Origin of the sequence: Flectobacillus longus, from assembly GCF_030056705.1 — a bacterium.
In the GTDB taxonomy this organism is placed as follows: domain Bacteria; phylum Bacteroidota; class Bacteroidia; order Cytophagales; family Spirosomataceae; genus Flectobacillus; species Flectobacillus longus.
In genome coordinates, this window is record NZ_JASHIC010000001.1 from 299,585 (window position 1) to 318,357 (window position 18,773).

General features: G+C 36.4%; 11 protein-coding genes. 4 read left to right on the forward strand and 7 right to left on the reverse strand.

Translation table 11 applies throughout. The features are described 5' to 3' along the window. Positions 1–268 precede the first annotated feature (268 nt). Together QM491_RS01200 and QM491_RS01205 are read right to left on the reverse strand one after the other, a co-directional pair. Positions 269–1,231, reverse strand: a complete 963-nt coding sequence (locus tag QM491_RS01200) for a YjiK family protein (RefSeq protein ID WP_283325429.1) — start codon at positions 1,229–1,231, stop codon at positions 269–271. Positions 1,232–1,471: 240 nt separating this feature from the next. Continuing rightward, complete coding sequence (locus tag QM491_RS01205; protein WP_283325430.1) at positions 1,472–2,224, reverse strand: hypothetical protein; 753 nt, start codon at positions 2,222–2,224, stop codon at positions 1,472–1,474. Between the two features lie 285 nt (positions 2,225–2,509). On the opposite strand from QM491_RS01205, the gene QM491_RS01210 reads away from it, so the two are divergent. Together QM491_RS01210 and QM491_RS01215 are read left to right on the forward strand one after the other, a co-directional pair. After that, positions 2,510–6,127, forward strand: coding sequence for a GMC family oxidoreductase N-terminal domain-containing protein (locus QM491_RS01210; RefSeq protein WP_283325431.1), 3,618 nt, complete (start codon positions 2,510–2,512; stop codon positions 6,125–6,127). 320 nt (positions 6,128–6,447) lie between these two features. Then, the gene (locus tag QM491_RS01215) at positions 6,448–7,950 is read left to right on the forward strand and encodes a choice-of-anchor I family protein (protein ID WP_283325432.1); all 1,503 of its coding nucleotides are present in this window, start codon (positions 6,448–6,450) and stop codon (positions 7,948–7,950) included. A 48-nt stretch (positions 7,951–7,998) separates the two neighbouring features. On the opposite strand, the gene QM491_RS01220 is transcribed toward QM491_RS01215, so the two are convergent. The 3 genes from QM491_RS01220 to QM491_RS01230 form a co-directional block, all read right to left on the reverse strand. Beyond that, positions 7,999–10,626, reverse strand: coding sequence for a CHAT domain-containing protein (locus tag QM491_RS01220; protein WP_283325433.1), 2,628 nt, complete (start codon positions 10,624–10,626; stop codon positions 7,999–8,001). 162 nt (positions 10,627–10,788) lie between these two features. Continuing rightward, entirely contained in the window at positions 10,789–11,562 is a 774-nt protein-coding gene (locus tag QM491_RS01225; protein WP_283325434.1) for a hypothetical protein, read from the reverse strand. 265 nt (positions 11,563–11,827) lie between these two features. Continuing rightward, positions 11,828–12,187, reverse strand: a complete 360-nt coding sequence (locus QM491_RS01230; RefSeq protein ID WP_283325435.1) for a LytR/AlgR family response regulator transcription factor — start codon at positions 12,185–12,187, stop codon at positions 11,828–11,830. A gap of 357 nt (positions 12,188–12,544) precedes the next feature. On the opposite strand from QM491_RS01230, the gene QM491_RS01235 reads away from it, so the two are divergent. Both QM491_RS01235 and QM491_RS01240 read left to right on the forward strand, forming a co-directional pair. Further along, positions 12,545–13,141, forward strand: a complete 597-nt coding sequence (locus QM491_RS01235) for an RNA polymerase sigma factor (RefSeq protein ID WP_283325436.1) — start codon at positions 12,545–12,547, stop codon at positions 13,139–13,141. Beyond that, positions 13,138–13,833 (forward strand): tetratricopeptide repeat protein, encoded by a 696-nt coding sequence (locus tag QM491_RS01240; protein ID WP_283325437.1) that lies wholly within the window; start codon positions 13,138–13,140, stop codon positions 13,831–13,833. The genes QM491_RS01235 and QM491_RS01240 overlap by 4 nt, the downstream gene beginning before the upstream one ends. Before the next feature lie 94 nt (positions 13,834–13,927). On the opposite strand, the gene QM491_RS01245 is transcribed toward QM491_RS01240, so the two are convergent. After that, positions 13,928–16,639 carry a PKD domain-containing protein gene (locus tag QM491_RS01245; protein WP_283325438.1) on the reverse strand — a complete coding sequence of 904 codons (2,712 nt, stop codon included), beginning with the start codon at positions 16,637–16,639 and terminating at the stop codon, positions 13,928–13,930. Positions 16,640–16,692: 53 nt separating this feature from the next. Further along, the gene (locus tag QM491_RS01250; RefSeq protein ID WP_283325439.1) at positions 16,693–18,648 is read right to left on the reverse strand and encodes a sialate O-acetylesterase; all 1,956 of its coding nucleotides are present in this window, start codon (positions 18,646–18,648) and stop codon (positions 16,693–16,695) included. Positions 18,649–18,773 lie beyond the last annotated feature (125 nt).

Consider the following 18,773-nt stretch of genomic DNA (forward strand, 5'->3'; position numbering starts at 1 on the left):
CTTAATGGTCGGAAGTTACTATATGAAGCTACTTGTGTATGTCTGTATAAATGACGGCAAAGAGAATCATAATAGTAAGGTTAGGCGATAACTCTCTCACTTTCAACAACATAATCACTACTTAAAAATATTAGAGAATCAATACAACTACCACAAAAATCATACCAAATGAAAATTACCATTTGATAACAAAAAAAACATTTTTGACGATTAACCCTGTTATACATCTATCACCCTTCATTTAATGATATAATAATTGGATATTCTCCTAAAAAGAGTTTGAATGGGGCTTGTTTTTACGCTTGTAGCACGAAAGGTAAACTGAATTACTACGGTGTCCTTTTTCAGTTATAGTATAGTATTCAGACAAATCTTGAGAGAAACTCACAGCCTCTCCCTGCGACTCTACTTCGTAGGGAAGAATTAGAGCAGGACGTTGGAGTGCTTGGGCTATTGTCTCGTTTTGAGTTTTTTTCCAGTAAAAAATATTTTTATAATTTTTGACTATAATTTCCTCTCCTGTATTTGAAATAGAACCAGAGGTAACAAACAAATCCTGTCGTGAGGCTTTATCATCTGTAGGTCTTTCTTTCGAAGTATTTAGGATTCCTACTAGTTCTGCTGTATTTACTTTTTGGGTAGACTGCGGATATTTGAGTCGATAAATATGTTTTTCTGCTTCACGGTTTGAAATAATAAAAATATCTTTTGAAAGTGGATCAATCAATATACATTCTGCATCTTTTCGACCATCTGGGTATTCAAATTCGATAGTTTCGATATGATTCACTGTCATTTGGGATTTTTCCCCCATGACTGGCTCTTGGAATCGATAAATAAATTTAGTTGAGTGCCATTTAAAATTATCGCCAGTATCGGCTATGTAAATGTAAGACGAAGTACCATTTCTGGCTACAGCAATATCTTCCCAATCACGATTATCGATACCTTCTAAGATAAGTTTTTGTAAACCTTTCCCATTAGCACCTATCAAAAACAATACATTATCGCCACCACTATCGTTATGAACCCAAAATTTATGTGGATTTTGATAAGATGCAGCAATGCCTGAAGCTTCGTCGATTTCGGGATTTTCGACCCAATGCTTAATCGGGGTATTTACAAACAATGAAGAGTCACTAATGGGCAACTGAACCTCACGATGCTTTCTTTCGTCGCAAGACATAAAGGCTATAACGAACATTATTGGTAAATAAAAACGAATTCTCATGGGTTTTGTTAGCAGTTTACTAATGACTAAGCGCCGAAAATACAGACGTAACTGGCAAAATTTATCCCTAAAGATAAATAGAATTCTTGAGTACTTAAAAGTAAGCTGATTAAGTGGAGAAGAATAGGTAAAGAAAACAGGCGATTAAACAAAGGGAAAGAAGAGAAATATGAGTTTTGGTTTGACTTTGGGTATTTAAAGAAACGATTCTGCCAAATACCCAAAGCTTATTAGAAGGTATTACTGCTTGACCTTGGTTTTGGTATTAGTAGTAGACGCAGGCTTAGTTGTTGCCTTTTTGATAATAATCGGCTTGGCATTTATTGTGCCTAGATTTCCTACTTTTTGTACAGCTTCTTCCTTCTGTTTAGGATAATTTACTTTTGTCAGAGTAGCTCTTGGGTCAAGCTTTTCAGTTTCTACGACTTTTGTTGCATTAGTTGCTTTTGTATTGAGAGGTGCTTTTTCGTCATAAACTCCTTTCCCAGAGCGAATACCGTCTTTCTCAGGAAAGGTACCTGGCTTTGGCTTTACAAATGAACCTGCACTTTCTGTTTTTAGAGTTGCTGTTGCTCCTACTTTGGGTACAGAAATTGCAACAGGTGTTTTGGTTGTTTCTACAGCTTTCTCTATTCCAGTTGAAGCCTTACGTTTGTATAAGATATGTTCTCCTTGCAATGACTCAAAAACAAGGTCTGTAGTCAAATTCATATACATGATTTTTTCTCTGGCTACAATCTGATTGGTTTTAAGATTAACTACACGCAATATAATACTGCTATTAGGTTCAATCAGGATTTGTGAACTTTCGTTAATTGGTGTACGGATACCCTTTAAAATCGTATAAATTTCATGATCAGGAATCTTATAGACCCCGTGAAAAATGACTTTGGTTGGTTTGTCATTTGTTGCTTGAATGACCGCACTAAAAGAAAATGTAGATTGTGTGATAGATAATACTACCAAATGAGCTGCTAGGAAAAGTTTTTTCATTATAATAACTTACGTTAAGTGGTCGAAAAGAATCCACCAATTTTAAAATATATAACTAAGTCTGGCATTTTACGGGTTCATGCCTTTTACTCGAAAATTCTTATTAATAATCATAGTTTGTTCTATAAAATCACTTGCTGAAAGAGCAAATTGTATATTTTTGTTGATTATCAAAAATATAGTGCTTTCATCATTAGAGTTCGAATAACACTCTTCTGGAGCATCCAAACCGCAATTATTTTAATTCAAACATCAATTTGTTTATACACACTTTAAAAAAGCACTATGCAACTTCCTTCTCTCTTTACCCTAAAAGGATACCAGTCTCCTGATTCACTTGACAATACACCACTTTGGAAAAGCCTTGGTTGTATTGCAGTAATTCAAGCGATTCTGGTTACTATTTTAGTAACGTTATTCAATAGCTTAGATTGGATAACGTTTGAAAAAATTACAGTTGTGGGGTTCAAATCATCATCTTTTTGGTTATTTGAAAGCATTATTATTCTTACAACATCCCCCATATTATTTATTTTCCGAAAATCCAGTTCTTGGTTTTTATGGAGCATAGTTTTCTTTGGTTATTTCATTGTCGAAATCCACCAGTATGAGTTATATGCTACGGCGTCGCACCCTGCATGGATATTTCATTTTGATAAATTTGTATTTTGGCTTCCTGGGCATTTTAGTAAAATTGTGTTTACGGTGCTCTCTCTTTCCAAAATTACGACTATTCTTACTTTATTCTTAGCAAGAGTAGTTGCTAGTATTTTTTGGGGAATCCCAATTGACAAAGGTGCTTCAAAAGTACAATTTGAGCAATTATTTGGAAAGTCTTGGGCTACAGAAACCATATCCAAACCCAAACGAGATATTGGTTTTTGGCTATTACGTTTAGCGGGATTTGGTTATTTAGGTTTTTGGGGAATTTTGGCTTTAGGACAACTTGGTGCAAGCCCTTGGCCAGACTCACTGCAATACATGATTAATATGGGTAATGCCAACTTGGCTTTGTCGATGAACACTTATATCAAAGAATGGCTCATGATTATGCTTGCATTTTTGGGAGCTTATAACATTGCCTTACGTTATCATGTTTGTGTTGTATTGGTATCAGGACATTTATTTTCAACCATTTATACCCTTCTTTTTTACCTAAATCCTTCGAGTACTGTAAGTTACCGTGACTACCTGCTCACTTCTACTTTTGTGGAAGGAAGTTTGTTGTCAATTTTCATCTTTGTGATGGTCAAGTACCGTGCCAACCGAGGCGATTTTCAAGCAATAAAAGAGATTCCGATAAACTTTTCTATTCCTCTCACTTTACAAAAAATTGCCTTTACGGGACTTACAATTATCTGTATTTTGATTGGAATAAGTATGTTAGCTTTTCGCATCTGGGGGAATCCTACCGAAGGTTGGGGACTTATTTTTTCGGCTCCAGACCCTATGTTGGGCAATACCATTACGCTTTTTGTATCATGGGCAGCTATTAGTATTTTGTTGATAAACAGAATTTCGCTCAGACAGCATTTCACTAATCTTATCATTTTCCCAATGGTACTTGGTGCTATTTTGGGTCTAGTTTGGATTATTTTTGCCGATGTAAAAATCATCAATCAACATGGCATATTTGAGCATATCAACTGGTACTTAGCACTTTATGCTTGCGTGTTCCTACTTATTGCTGGCTTGTTAGCCTTTCTTCGTAAGCTCTATTATAAAATTGATTGTGGCATCAATACCCTGAGTCCGTCGGCAACAGATAATATTCGTGCACTTGTACAAGCTTTAGGGGCAGAACAAAATCAGTTATTGGGAGACGAAAAAAATCTTTCTCTGATTACAAGTTCTATAGACCAATATATTTCTGGTATAAAAGGTAGAAAACGAGGGATTTTGAATGTTCCGTTTAGCTTGTTGGAACATATTTTCAATACGCTTTTTGGAATGAAACCTCCGTTTTCGTCCATGAATCGAGATGAGCAAAGATACTTTTTGAATCATTATATTTTCAGAAATGAATGGCAACGAAAATCTTCAAGCGTTCCCATTATTTCAGAATTTGCCTATCAAATTGGGCTTTCATTAAATGCCTTGACACAGTTTGCTTTTTATACAAACGCCAATGTCAGACATTCGATTGGTTATGTGCCTGCCGACGCACGAGACCGCTTGCAAAGCAATGGCGCTTTATTTAATCCTCCTTATCATGAAGTAGCACCATTACCAAAATCCCCTAGTGACCCCAATAATTATGAGCAAATTCAAGACCTCAAAATTCCTGCGCCAAGAGTTTCTACGCCAACGCATGAAGCTGATTTGCCCGAAGAAGTAGATTATTTGATTATCGGTTCGGGAGCTGGTGGTGCTAGTGCGGCATATCGTTTGGTCGAGTGTATTCAAAAAGAATTTACTGATGCTTCAGGGAAAATAGATGAGCAAAAAGTGAGAGACGCGGCTAGTAAAATCGTTGTTGTAGAAAGAGGTAGTCGCTTACAACCACGTCAAGATTTTCAAGATAACGAGTTTGACATGATGAAGAAAATCTACAAAGAAGGTGGTCTGCAACAAACCAATCAGTTTACCATGACGATGCTTCAAGGCGAATGTGTGGGTGGTACAACAGTTAGCAACAATGCTGTATGTTTCGAGATGCCTGAATCAGTAGCTAAAATCTGGAAAGAAACTTATGGTATTCCAGTGGATGAGATTTTCAAAGAATATCCTACCATAAAAAGTGAATTGAATGTAAAACCATTGAATCCGCTAGGTATCAATGAAATAGTAGCCAATAAATTCAGAACTGGTGTCGAGAATTACAATCAAAACCCTCCTCTGGGGGCGTCAAAACTCACCGAACCAAAAGTGTTGGAAGTAAATCACTTAGAAAATATTGGCGATGGTAACTGGAATTTGGGCAACAAAAAACTTCGTAAACGTTCAATGCTCGAAACTTATATTCCGTGGTCAGAAGCTTGGGGCGTAAAAGTAATCGCCAATTGGACTGCCTTACGTCTTCAGAAAAACGAAGCTGGTACTAAAGCAAGCTCAGTGCTTTTACGTGCCGATAACGGCGCTATTCGTGTAGTGAAAGTCAATAAAGCCGTTATTGTTGCAGGTGGGGTAATTGCTTCGAGTCATTTTTTGATGCGTAGTGAGTTAAACAATCCACAAGTTGGACAGCAGATTAGTTGTAATTTTGGCATGCCACTAGCTTTTGAGTTTGACGAACCTATCAAAGCTTTTGACGGAGAGCAAATCACTTTATTTAGTCATAGCGAACAAGCTGACAGTAAGGTCGTATTCGAAACCTATTTCAATCCTCCTGCGGCATTTGCTTTGGCTTGTATGCCTTTTGTTTTTGAGCGAAGAGATAATTTCATGAAAAACTATGATAAGCTTTTGAACTTTGGAGGCTTGATTGGTTCAGATGCAATGGGGAGTATTCAACCCAAAGCAAATATCCTCAATGGACAAGCTTTTGATTGGACCTTGAGTGAAAATGATGTTGAAAATATTAAATATGCAATTATCACATTGGTTAAACTAGGACAAGCCGCTGGTGCTAAAAAAGTAATTATTCCTACTAAACCAGGAATTTTATTGAATCTTCAAGATGCTAATGAGGTAAATGATTTTATTGAGCATTTTGAGACATATCCTTTGCAGTTAACAGACCTTTTTATGGGTACAGCACACCCTCAAGGCGGCAACAAAATGGCTAATGCTCAACATACTTACGAAAGAGTGGTTGATGAAAACTTTGGAGTTGTTGGGCTCGACAATGTTTATGTAGCCGACGCTTCAGTGTTTCCTACCAGTATCAATGTCAACCCTCAACTCACGATTATGGCTATGGCTTCGTTGGCAGCAAAGAAGATTTTTGCTAAACACCATTAGAATATTTCAGATAGCATATATTGGATTTCGGATTGGAGAGAAGCTTAGGTTTCTCTCCAATCCGATTTTTTGTTTGTAAACATTAATTATATATCTGCATCCACTCAAAACATAACATCCTGATTTTAAGAAAATTAAAAAACACCCTAATCAAGCCTTCTTTTCTCTTCGCAAAATCACCCAATCATTTCCTAATATTTACTTAACAATAAACACACAATCCTAATATAGCCTTAATCCTTAAGTACAATTCTCCTAAAACTGCGATAATAATTTTGCACTCAAGTTTTTTAAAAGTGCATACAATTAAATTATTCAACATGAAAAAAATTTTTACTTCTATTCTTATCGCCACAACCTTTGCGAGTTGTACCACCACCGAAAATGATTTTTTTGTAAATGAAGATGCTGCAACTTTTGCCGAAGTTGGTTCTATTGACATTGGAGAAACGGGTGCAGCTGAAATCTCAGCCTATGACCCACAAACAAAGCGTTTGTTTGTAGTTAACAATAGTTCAGTGAATAAAATTGATGTTTTGGACTTTGCTGATCCTAGCAACATCAAAGTTATTTCCTCAATTCTTGTAACACCTTATGGTGGCTATGTCAATAGCGTAAGCGTGAGCAATGGTAAATTGGCAGCAGCTATTGAGTCTACAGACAAGCAAGCGCCAGGCAAAGTTGTAGTATTTAACACAACTGATTATAAAGAAGTTAAAGTGATTACAGTAGGTGCTCTACCAGATATGGTTACTTTCTCTCCTGACGGCAAATTCATTTTGTCAGCTAACGAAGGTGAACCTAATGCAAGCTATAACAATGATCCAGTAGGCAGTATCTCTATTATTTCGATAGACGAAAACTATGCTGTCACAACTCTTGATTTTGCAGGATACGAAGGGCAACTTACTGCATTGAAAGCAAAAGGATTTAGAGTATTTGGCCCTAATGCAAGCTTAGCTAAGGATGTCGAACCAGAATACATTACCGTTTCGGGCGACTCTAAGGCTGCATGGGTAACCTTGCAAGAAAATAATGCGATTGCCAAAATTAGTCTTGCCTCAAAAACCATCACCAATGTATTCCCTTTAGGTTTCAAAAGCTACAATATAGATGGAAATGAAATTGACCCAAGCGATAAAGACAATACTATTGCTTTTGGGAAATGGCCTGTAAAAGGAATGTATCAACCCGATGCTATTGCTGTTTATGAGGCAGGCGGAGTACCGTACTTATTTACAGCAAACGAAGGCGATGCAAGAGAATATGACACATTTGTTGAAACACTTCGTATTGGTAAAGCAAAGTTAGACGCGACCGTTTTCCCAAATGCGACTACACTTAAAACAGACGCTGTGCTGGGTCGTTTAAATATTACATCAACATTGGGCGACACCGATGGCGACGGCGATTACGATGAACTATATTCATTAGGTGCTCGTTCATTCAGCGTTTGGAATGGCAACGACGGGTCATTGATTTTTGATAGCAAGAAAGAATTAGATACGCAATGTGCTACTGCTGGTCTTTATGATGATGCAAGAAGTGACGACAAAGGTGTTGAACCTGAAGGAATTGCAACAGGAATGGTTGGTAACAAAAAAGTAGTATTTGTAGGTATGGAACGTTCGGATGCAGTGGCAGTTTATGACATCACTAATCCCAAAGCGCCTGTTTTCTTACAATTACTAAAAACTGGTGATGCGCCAGAAGGTGTTATGTTTATTCCTGCTAAAGATAGCCCAACCAAAAAGAGTTTACTAGTTGTTAGTAGTGAAAACGATGGTGTAATCAAAGTTTTTCAGCCGAAAACAATCATGTAGTCTTTTAAAATTTTGGATTGCGGCTATACATGGTTCGCAATCCAAAATCTAAAATAGTTTTTTATATGCCAAAATACCCAATACTCCAAAGAGCAAACAGCCTATTCCTATAATCGAATACTGCCAAAATTTTGAAAATAATACAACCTTTCCCGAATCTCCAATTAGAATAATACCACTCCAATAAAATGGCAAATTAGGATTCAAAGGCTTTCTCAAATAAGCTATTTGAGCTTTTTGTAAAGCAATATCTTTTTCATAACCATCAGATAGATATTTATAGAATAATTCCGTGATTTGATACGTAGCATTATTATCTACACTCCACAAAGTAGAGACAGTACTAGGCACATCCAGATTGGCAAAACCTCTGGCAAAACTCATAATCCCCTCTCCTGTGGCGTTTTTCCCGATATTGGTTTGACAGGCAGATAATACAACCAAATTGGCCTGTAATTGTGGCAAACGCTGTAAATCATTTAGATTAAAAACAGAATCTTGAAAATAAATCGATGACTCCGTCGAATCTGCTTTGCCATGCGTAAATAGCTGAATAATATCGTAGTCAGCTACATCTTTCTTAAAATTTGCTTTTGACGCTTTATGATAGGTCAATAGAGTACCCGTAAAATAGTTTTTTTCAATGTTTTCGAGCGTATGATCAGAGTTATATAGTTTTGCAACACCTAATTTTTCATCAAAATTGACAGGAGCAACTCCCAACAATTTGGTTCGACCAATATTTACTCGATTGGTGTTTTTGAAAAAAACATTTGCCGAATACGCATAACTAAAACTATAATCTTGAATCAAAAACTCCGAAACCCGCCAGTCGGGCAATAGCGATGCCATAGAGACAAAATAATTATCGTGTGATACAATTACTCGTCCCTTGGGTAATTGAAAGGGCTCAAATATATGCTTATAGAGAGCATAAGAGATTTTTTTGAGGTGATTAAACTCCTTCTTTGTGGCAGTTGTTTTACACGTCAATAATTGTTTTTGATATATATTTACAGCATCCAGATATGATTTGAGCGCAATCTTTTTTAATCTAACATGAGTGGATGTCACCGAAATAGCATAAACTGCTTCGTTTCCAACAAAATATTCTAGAAACGATTGGTCGTTATCTTTGAGCTTTTCTTGGAGTTCGTCGAGCGAAATATAATGATGGTTATACTTTAGTTTCTGATAGGCAGGATTTGCTTTCTCTGTTGAATCAATTAGGTTATTTAATTGGTCTTTAGAGGTGAGCAACTTTAAGTTTATTTGCTGGTAAAGTCGGCTTTTAGTATTCAATTTGGACAATTGTTCCTTCATTGACTCTATCTCAAATTGAATCTTTTGTTTCTTTACTTTCACATCATAAGGTAGCTGACCGTTGGCCTCTAGGTCTTTCAAGGCATCGAGTAAAAGAATAGCCCGGCTTTTTTCGATAAAATAAAAAGCCTTTTCTAAATCTTTTAATTTAAAACTCACTTCGATAGCTTTTTCGTAGAAATGATGGGTATTCTTTCGCCAAAATAATTTAGAGCTAATCTCTGTATGCTCTTTACGCATTAAGTCAATCAAGCTATCAGCTTGCAATTGAAAATATTGTATTTTTTTAAGATTTCCATACTCCGAAGACAGCCTAATACGATAGTCAAACCAGTACAAAAGTTCAGATTTTTTGCCACCATAGGTATTAACTACCGATTGATACCCTAGTGCTTTTGCTGCTTTTTGAACATGAACCTCAGCCTTTTCAAGCTCTTTTTGTTGTCTAAAATTATCAGCCTGATGCAGGTAGTATTTACTTTTTTCGTAGGCTAACAAAGGAGAGCGCTCGATAGATACAATAAGCTGGTTGTAAAGACTAGTTGATACTTGGTAATTACCTTGTTTTTGAAAACACGAAGCAAGCATATTATCTGCTTCTAGGTTTTCTAAATGATATTTGAGACGCACAGCAACGCCCTGCGAATAATATTCTCTTGCTTTTGTAAAGTTTTGATTTCGATAATAGTACTCGCCAAGATTTGTAAACACATAGAAATAAAACATTTTATCAGTGTGATTGATACTTGCCTTGCGTAGCTTCTCTCCTACCTCAGTGATTTCATCGATGGGGGCATTGAGCTTTACTTTAGCATTCATCAAATTAGTCAGGAGTCCCAAATACACTTCTGTATCGGTTTTCTGATTGACTTTATCAATACCTTTTGTGCACCATTCGATGGCCTCCTGATAGGAGCCATCTTCTACTAATATACGTGAGTATAAAGTCCAACTCTTATCAACAAATTGAAAATCTCTGACTTTATTTTTTTGATAAATTAGGCGACGAGTAGCCTGAATATCATGAAGATAATACCATTGATAAAACGCATGAATATACCAAACATAAGCCCAATCTTTGTCTGGCAAAGAACCTAGCTTATCCCAACGCTTCGCACGAATTACACATAACTTATAAGCCTCCTCAAACTTTTTCTGCTTTTCTAATTGTTCAAAATATTTTTCTGATTTTTTAAAAAATAAAAACTCTTGTTCAACATTTTTAAGCGTTTTTATTTTCAAATCTTGTTCAAAGGACTGAACTTCTTGAATCAAATGTGTTTTTGCAGAAAAGGTAAAGTAAGGCAAAAGAAAACTGACAAAAGCTATTAAATAATGTACTATTTTGCTCATATACTCCTTTTTCAATTGATAACTCAATGAGTTATCTCGAAAGATAACAAAGATTAGAGAGATATACGACAGCCATAAACAAAAAAGGTTATACCGACAAAAATGTCAGTATAACCAAATACTCAAATTACACATTAAAGTTTAGTTACCACAAATTTGAGACTAACGAGGAGGTGGTGCCAGCGAACCTGACCCTGTGCTCCCACCGGTGATACCAGTGCCGTCTTCTTCGTCAATTAGTAGGTGAAGGAAATTCATATTCTTAACAGACGCACCAGCAGTACGTTTTATAAAACGAGGGTGTGTTTTGAGAAAAGTTTTCTTTTCTATGGCAGTTTTAGGCACATAATTATATCGATAATTAAGTGGTGTTGTCAAAAGCTTATCCATGGTCATTTTTGGGTCAATTTTTTGAAACGCCGCTAATATACTTTTATAATTGATATGGTATTCGATACAAATTTCTTCGCCCATAAACATCAAGCTCAAATCCATGAACTTCGTTGTCCAAGTTTGACCTCTGTCTGCACTAAACTCTACAAAAGTATTGTATCTACTATCGAAGCCCCAAGTCTTAACCTGTTGAAACTTCATGAAGAATTGTGAATTAGGTGATTTAGGAATCAAGAAAGTATTTTTCTGAACAATTTGTACTGAGTTTTTGGGATCTGGTTTTACATATACATACGACTGATTAAGAATACTATAAAATCTTTTGGCGTTTGCTTCGGCTGCTGCTCCCATATTAGGTGGAATTCTGTCGCCCGAAGGAATCAAAAAAGATTGAACATTATCCGCTCCAAAACCATCATAAGGAAAAGTCGTGGTTTCGACATAGTTTTGAATATAACTCGGACAGCAACTTTGTCCAGTTGCTTGGAAGCTTATCCAAGCTAACAGCAATACGATTGTTGATTTAATGGTATGAGATTTCATGTATAGTAGAGTAAAAATTAATTGTGAAAACGTATTTATAATTAGAACTGTCCAAATAATTAAATAACAATTTATTTTCTGATATTCAAATACTTACCTAATATATTTATAGCTATGAGCTATATTTTCTGCTAAAATGACAGGTATGACTAACGAGCATAAACCCATATTTCACAAATCGAGATCCTTACTTAAATAGACACCCCCCAGTTATCAACTGAGGGATGTACACGATTACCTAACCACTAATTTAATTGTTGTATTTTCAATGACTATCGTCCAAGTTCAAGAAATCAGAAACTTGTTTTTCGAATAAAGATTTTTTGCGTCTTGCCACTCCAAAACGGTGTCCATTGGTCATTTCTACTTCTTGGTCAGAACGTTTATAGTTACGGATATGGTTGAGATTGATGCAATATGAACGGTGAATTCGACAGAACTCCACCGACTGAATATGATTCGTAATATCTTTTAAAGTGCGTGCGCACAATACCTTTTTGCCATTTGAGAGATAGATAATTGTATAGTTTTCATCTCCTTCAAGATACATAATGTCTGAATAATTAATGGCAACCTTTTTTCTATCAATATATAGTTTTGAGTGTGTCGAGGTATCTGTATTCATAAGCTTATAAAGTTTTATGGAACGGGGATAATTCTTACTGATTATTTGTGTTTGTGTTGGTTTTCATAGACATTAGTCGTGAGATATGGAAAGAGGTAAACATGAGATGTAAAAAAAAATATATTTTTCTAGAAAAATATTCCGAACAGTCTGATAATCAATATATAATATTCTGAAAAAAGTTTTTAAAACAAAACAAATTACAACTTCTTACTAATCACAAATACATTCTTTTTAAGAGGTATTATACCGTTCACATAATCTTATAAAAATCCTTAGAGCAAACACTGAAATTTAATTAACTTTCGAAGTTCAAAACACTAACCCTACAGTTATTGTGCATTACCCTAAAAAGCTATGATTTCTTTCTCATTTAAGAAGTTATCCGACCAAGACCTTGTAATAGGATTACAAAATAATCCCTCTCAGAATCGTCGGTACGAAAACATCCTTTACGAGCGATATATTTATCTTGTTGATATAGGTATAAAAAAACACCATCTAACCCAAGATGAGGCTATCAGTGTGTACTCTGATACCATTTTGGCGATTATCAAACAGGTCAAAGAGAACAGATTTGAGCAACGTTCAGAATTAAAAACATTTATTTTTCAAATTTTTTCAAATAAATGTGTTGACTATTTCCGAAAAACCACGACTAATAAAGCATCTGTGCATCAAGCCATGGATTTAAGTGATTTTTCGGCAATTATCCCCGATAATCAAACGATTCTTCAGAAGTTAATCCAGCAGTCCGAAATTCAATTAATTTATCAGAAGTTGGCCTTGATAGGACAAAAATGCCAAAATCTATTAAAGCTCTGGAACGAAGGATTTACAGATGACGAAATCATGGATACCTTGGACTATAATAGCACCGATGTAGTAAAATCATCTCGCCAAAGATGTTTGTCAAAACTTAAAGATTTAGTACACAATTCCCCCCAAGTATGAGCAATCATTTAGCATACATTGAAGATTTTTGTAAAAACCGACTCTCTGCAGAAGAAAATGCTCTCGCAAACCAACGAATCCAGAGTGATCCTTCTTTTGCCAAGGATGTGGCTTTTTACTTACAAATGCGACACCTATCTGATTTAGAACAAAAAGAACGCCTTAAAGCTTTGTATTTTACGATTAAACAAAAGCAAAGAGGTCAAATTATCAAGTTCGTCAGTGTTGCCGCCGCAGCCGTTGTTATGATTATTGCAGGTATTTTCTTCATCAATCAGGCACCTACCTCCGAAGAATTTGCCCAGCTTTATGTAAAGGAAAACTTGAGCACTTTACCCACCTCGATGTCTAATCAAAACGATATGCTTTCGCAGGGAGTAAATTGCTATAATGAAGGAGCTTATGAAAAAGCACTTGAATTGTTTAAACAAATCAACAGCAATCCTCAAGCGCTTGAATATCAGGGACTATGTCATTTACAACTCAAGCAATACCCAAGTGCATTGAGTATTTTTGAACAGATTGCTAAGAATAACGAGCTGTTAGTCAATAAAGGAAAATTCTATGAGGCTATTACTTTATTGCAGATGGGTCAGAAAGGAAAGGCTAAAAATATCTTAGTTGAAATTACAGAAAGCAAAGAAGATATTTTTGGAAAACTAGAAGCAGAAGAGTTATTGAAAAACTGGTAGACGACTATTTATTATCTTCGATCACACGAATTACAACTATCTTTTTCAGCGAGCCGTTGCATGCAACGGCTCTTTTTTGTTAAAATTAAATATCTCAGAAATTGGTTATCTTCAATAGTTTTTGACTCCATTGCTGTTGCCCAATTTGAAGTTTCAGAATATATGTGCCCGTATTAAGCTTTTGATTACTCATATCCCAAGCCATTTTTTGCTCTTGATTGGCTTTGATACTTATGCTTTTTTGTACCAATTCTTTTCCTTCGCTACTACAAAAAATCAATTGAGCCTCTCCTCCTACTGCTGACATTATATCAATGTTAATTTCTTGTTGAAAAGGGTTTGGATAAGCTTTGATAAAACCTTGTTTTTCACCTTCTAAACCTGTAATTGTGACCTTTTCTTTAAAAACAAATTCTATTACGATGGCTTTCGAAAAAGTTGGTAAGGTCAATAAACCTCCGCTTAAAACACTGTTAAAATTGCTTTGAGTAGTTGTTTCTCCAGTCAACACATTCCAGAATTTAAGGTCATAAATACCTGCTGACAAGGTGGTCAAATCTATCTTTTCACCTGAAATATTTTCCTTATTTTGGTTATCATAAACCATCAAATATACTCCTTTATCAGAAGTTAACCCTAAAGTAGCCAAACTCGAATTATTGGTACTGATGACTGGATTCCAATCTTTGAGATTCTTCTCTTTTACTACATCTTTTCCTTGTAAAAACTTGGCAGGAATAGCAAATAAGTTTGCCCAATCAGCGGATTTGTAATTATCCCACAACCACATCAAATGTGGAACTCTTGACAATATGCCTGTCCAAATGGCAATTCTTTGGGTATCAAAAGGCACATCGGCAGTATTTACATCAAGTCCATATTCTCCATTGATAATTCCAGTTTTTGTTAGGGTTTCTTTAAAGTGCTTATCTTGCTGATTTTGAACTGCTAACAGATTGGTGTTATACAAATGATATTGCACATTGTCGAGTCCCACAAATTTATCCATTGCCAAACATTGCTGATCATCAGCACTGGTGGTTACTACATGATTAAATGGGTCTATTGATTTAATATATTGGCTCATTTCGTCATGCCAAGTCAATACACCCGTTTTCCAAGCGGCAGACTGATTGGGATGATTTCCTGTAAATTGTACCTCATTGAACAATTCCCAAGCATATACATTGGACGAATACCCCCAACGAGCAATATTGTAGCGAAGCATTTTTTTGATTTGTTGCTTAGCGTTAGGGTTATAAAAAAACTCCTCCGCTTTACTCAATGGACCTCCTAGTGCAACATTGTATGGATTATCGCTCCAATTTGAGTTGACATTTTCTGAAAACATTCCATGTTGTAAAAGTGTCAATTGCAATCGAATATCCCGTTTTTCGGCATGGCTCAAAATTGAGTCTTGCATGGCAGCAGCTTGTTGGCTGTATTTGCCCAAACCACCCGTGTACCCATCGTTTTTCCATTCAAGTGCCTGACGGTTGAAGGGAACCTGCCAGTATCGAGCAAAGTTGGCTCCTGCGTTGGCTAGGTTTTCAAATATGGTAAAATAATTAGTTTGTGAATCCCAAGCTACATTAATACCTAAAGGAAAATAAGGTTCACCTGTCTGATGACGATAATGCTGTCGTGAGTCGCTATCTCTTTGAATAATCCCTTTTTGAGAAGATGATTTCACCGTAAAAGAATAGGACGAAGAGCTCTTTTGTCCCTGAGCATCTTTTATAGTAAATACCACTTGGTGCTGTCCAAGTTGATTAGAAGCATAACGCCATCGCCAAGCCTGCTGGGTAGAATCTATCCGCCATTGCGAATTTTGATAATAGCCTTTTATCCAATAAAAACAAGGAACGGTTTGTTTGCTCCCATCTGGGCGAGTAACTACCGCGTCGACTGTTACCTCATCAGGATTATAGGGATTTGTGTAATCTTTGAGCGAAACAAACTCTGCTTCTATTTTTTGATTTGTTTCAAAAACAGTATTCAACCAACGAGGTTCACTCAAAGCCTGCGTAGGGTCTATAGTATAAATTTGTAGGGTTTGTTTAGCCGTCAAGCCAAGTGTATTTATCACCGTCAATTGCACTTGGTAGTTACCTGATTTATTAAAGGTTTTTGATACTTGTTTTCCACTTAGCTGACTTCCATCCGAAAAGCTCCAGTCAAAAGTTAAGGGTAATCCATTTGCATCGAATGATTTAGAAGCATCCAATATTATGCTCTGTCCGACTTGTACTTTCGAGTTTACTTTCGATAAAATGATTACTGGCTCATCGTTGGGAGATGCACTATTATAAAGCTTTAATTCGTCAAAATACGCCTCCGCTTCGGCTTCATTATCAACCGATAAGGCTAATTCTATTCTGTCAAAATCTTGATTTGGCACCTTCGACAAATCATATTTCCCTTGTGTCCAAGTATTAGGATTCGGCATAAAGGCATATTCGTTGACCCAATTTTCAGTCAGCACGGTATTTCCATTCCACAATTTGAGATAGACACGTCCTTTAGTCGAACTTCTTACCCATAGACTTAAGACATCTTTTGTTTGCGTATTGATTTTTTTACCAAAAGTAAAACTGACAAACTTCCAATTGCCTGCCTCCTTTTTATAGTAACCTACCTTATTAGTCGTATTCATTTGCTTGTCAGGATTATCTACGACTTTGGCATCTTTTCCATAATAAAAACTAGGAATTTGCCCGCCAACCTCAAAATTGGCAATAGTTTGGGCAAAACCTTCGGTAAGGGCTAGTAAAATGACCAGTCCGAAAATGAATAGTTTTCTCATAAAATTTTAGGAAAAAATAGAGACGTTGCTCCCAACGTCTCTACAACAGATTTTTATTTGAATTTCACTCCTTCAGTCACACCTTTCCATTGGTCTGTACGGAATGGGCAAGCTGGGAAACCCTCTTGATTGAACAGATTCGCGTCCTCGGGTGCATCCGCCCAAGCATAACGAACAGAGGCAGGTTTCAAGCCTTTTGGATGGTAAACAATCACTTTATCTCCTTGAATTTCAGCTTTGGCATAGTAAAACACTTTATCTTCACCTGCTATTTCAAAACCTTTCAAGTATCCAAATTTATCTTTCAGCATTAAACCACTACCAACATTTTTGAAGGAAATTGTTGCTTTCCCTTTGTCAAAACTGACAGAAGAATACATTGGTCCAGCCGAAACGATATTTAATCCATAGGTATTTTTCAATGCTTCAGCGGCTAATCTTTTACCAACATCCTGTTTATTGGTTGGGTGAATATCTTTGGGGTTACCTACATCGGTAGTTACAGCCATACCTGTTTTGGGCAGGCTCAAAGTCATCGTTTGTGCTTCTCGCAACTCTGCCCATCCACTTCCTTGATTACTATTTTGGTAAGGTCCATAGCTCGACAACTGAACAAAATAGAAAGGGAATTCATCATTCCAAAGTCTACGCCAATCGTTGATTAATAGTGGAAATGACTTACGATACTGATACGAACGACCCGCATTAGTTTCACCCTGATACCACAAAGCCCCTTTAATCGCAAAAGGTAACACTGGTGCTATCATACCATTGTAGATATAGGTTCCGATATTATTGCTTGAATGAGCAAATGAATGCTCCTCTGCAAAAGATGGCATCAATTTCCAGTTATTGCCACCTATCGCAATTTTCTGTTTTTCTGAACTCACATACAAATCATCGGCATTGCCCATCATGCCTACACCATACCACGAAGGCTCAATGGTTTTATTCATTTTAATCATGAGACTATTGCTACCCACTTTCCAAGTATTGGCAGGAACTACGATTTTACGAATCCCTTTCAAAATACCAGAAAAAACAAGCTTTCCATTGATATAAACCTGATTTTCAGAAAAACTTTCAGCCAAACCTAAAGTGGTTACCTCTCCTATCATCTCTGATGGAATCTCTACCGTTTTAGCGATAAATCCATTCCCACGCCAAGCCCAGATACCTTGCCAATCCCATTGACCAATAGCATTGCCTGTATGCCATTTCGAAAAATCATAGCCAGCTTTTAGATATTGCTGTTCATCGGCAAGTGATATAGGTGCTTTGGCATTCCCTAACAATTTTTCCTTAATGCTTTCTTCCAAACGTAAATCTGCCTCTTGCCAATTTTGGGGAAGGTTTTGGGCATAAGGTTTTAGTTCGTCGAAAGTTTCCATACCTTCTTTACTAATCCAGCCTTCTACCTGAGAACCGCCCCAAGAGCTATGCAATAGCCCAATTGGAACACCTGTTTTTTGAAATACCTCACGTGCAAAGAAATAACCAACAGCCGTAAAATCACCAACATTCTGGCTATTACATACTTTCCACTCACCAGTTTTTAGGTCGCTTTGAGGTTGTGTCGTAACTTCATGCTCCACAAAAAAATGGCGTATTTTAGGAAAATTAGCATTCTTTTTTTCTTGAGAAAAATTATCCGCTTGCTTTACTGTCCACTCCATATTTGATTGTCCAGAACAAAGCCATACATCACCAATTAGTACATCTTGTAAGGCGATTTTTTCTGCGCTACCTTGAACCTCCAAAGTAAAAGGACCTCCTGCTTCTGAGGGCGAAAATTTTACCATCCATTTACCTTCTTGATTAGCTTGGGCAGTTTGCTTTTGTCCTGCAAAAGTCAGTGTGACGGACTCATTAGGTTTAGCCCATCCCCAAACAGGAATTGATTTTTGACGTTGTAAAACCACATGATCAGTAAATACTTTGGCTATTTTGAGTTGAGCCAACAGACATTGGGATGTTAAGAGTAGACAAAAAAGAAATAGTTTTTTCATAGAATATTTATCGGGTAAGATTGTTTGGAGCAATGTTATTAGTTAATTGTACATCACTTATCAAGGATAAAAAGAATCACAAATTGATTCACCATCCTTATATTTTGGATAAACATAAAGCTAGC

Bases quoted from the DNA above. Each gene is read 5' to 3' on its own strand.
- QM491_RS01205 (WP_283325430.1), bottom strand. From the start codon at position 2,224: ATGAAAAAACTTTTCCTAGCAGCTCATTTGGTAGTATTATCTATCACA.
- QM491_RS01200 (WP_283325429.1), bottom strand. From the start codon at position 1,231: ATGAGAATTCGTTTTTATTTACCAATAATGTTCGTTATAGCCTTTATG.
- QM491_RS01215 (WP_283325432.1), top strand. From the start codon at position 6,448: ATGAAAAAAATTTTTACTTCTATTCTTATCGCCACAACCTTTGCGAGT.
- QM491_RS01250 (WP_283325439.1), bottom strand. From the start codon at position 18,648: ATGAAAAAACTATTTCTTTTTTGTCTACTCTTAACATCCCAATGTCTG.
- QM491_RS01225 (WP_283325434.1), bottom strand. From the start codon at position 11,562: ATGAAATCTCATACCATTAAATCAACAATCGTATTGCTGTTAGCTTGG.
- QM491_RS01230 (WP_283325435.1), bottom strand. From the start codon at position 12,187: ATGAATACAGATACCTCGACACACTCAAAACTATATATTGATAGAAAA.
- QM491_RS01240 (WP_283325437.1), top strand. From the start codon at position 13,138: ATGAGCAATCATTTAGCATACATTGAAGATTTTTGTAAAAACCGACTC.
- QM491_RS01210 (WP_283325431.1), top strand. From the start codon at position 2,510: ATGCAACTTCCTTCTCTCTTTACCCTAAAAGGATACCAGTCTCCTGAT.
- QM491_RS01235 (WP_283325436.1), top strand. From the start codon at position 12,545: ATGATTTCTTTCTCATTTAAGAAGTTATCCGACCAAGACCTTGTAATA.
- QM491_RS01245 (WP_283325438.1), bottom strand. From the start codon at position 16,639: ATGAGAAAACTATTCATTTTCGGACTGGTCATTTTACTAGCCCTTACC.
- QM491_RS01220 (WP_283325433.1), bottom strand. From the start codon at position 10,626: ATGAGCAAAATAGTACATTATTTAATAGCTTTTGTCAGTTTTCTTTTG.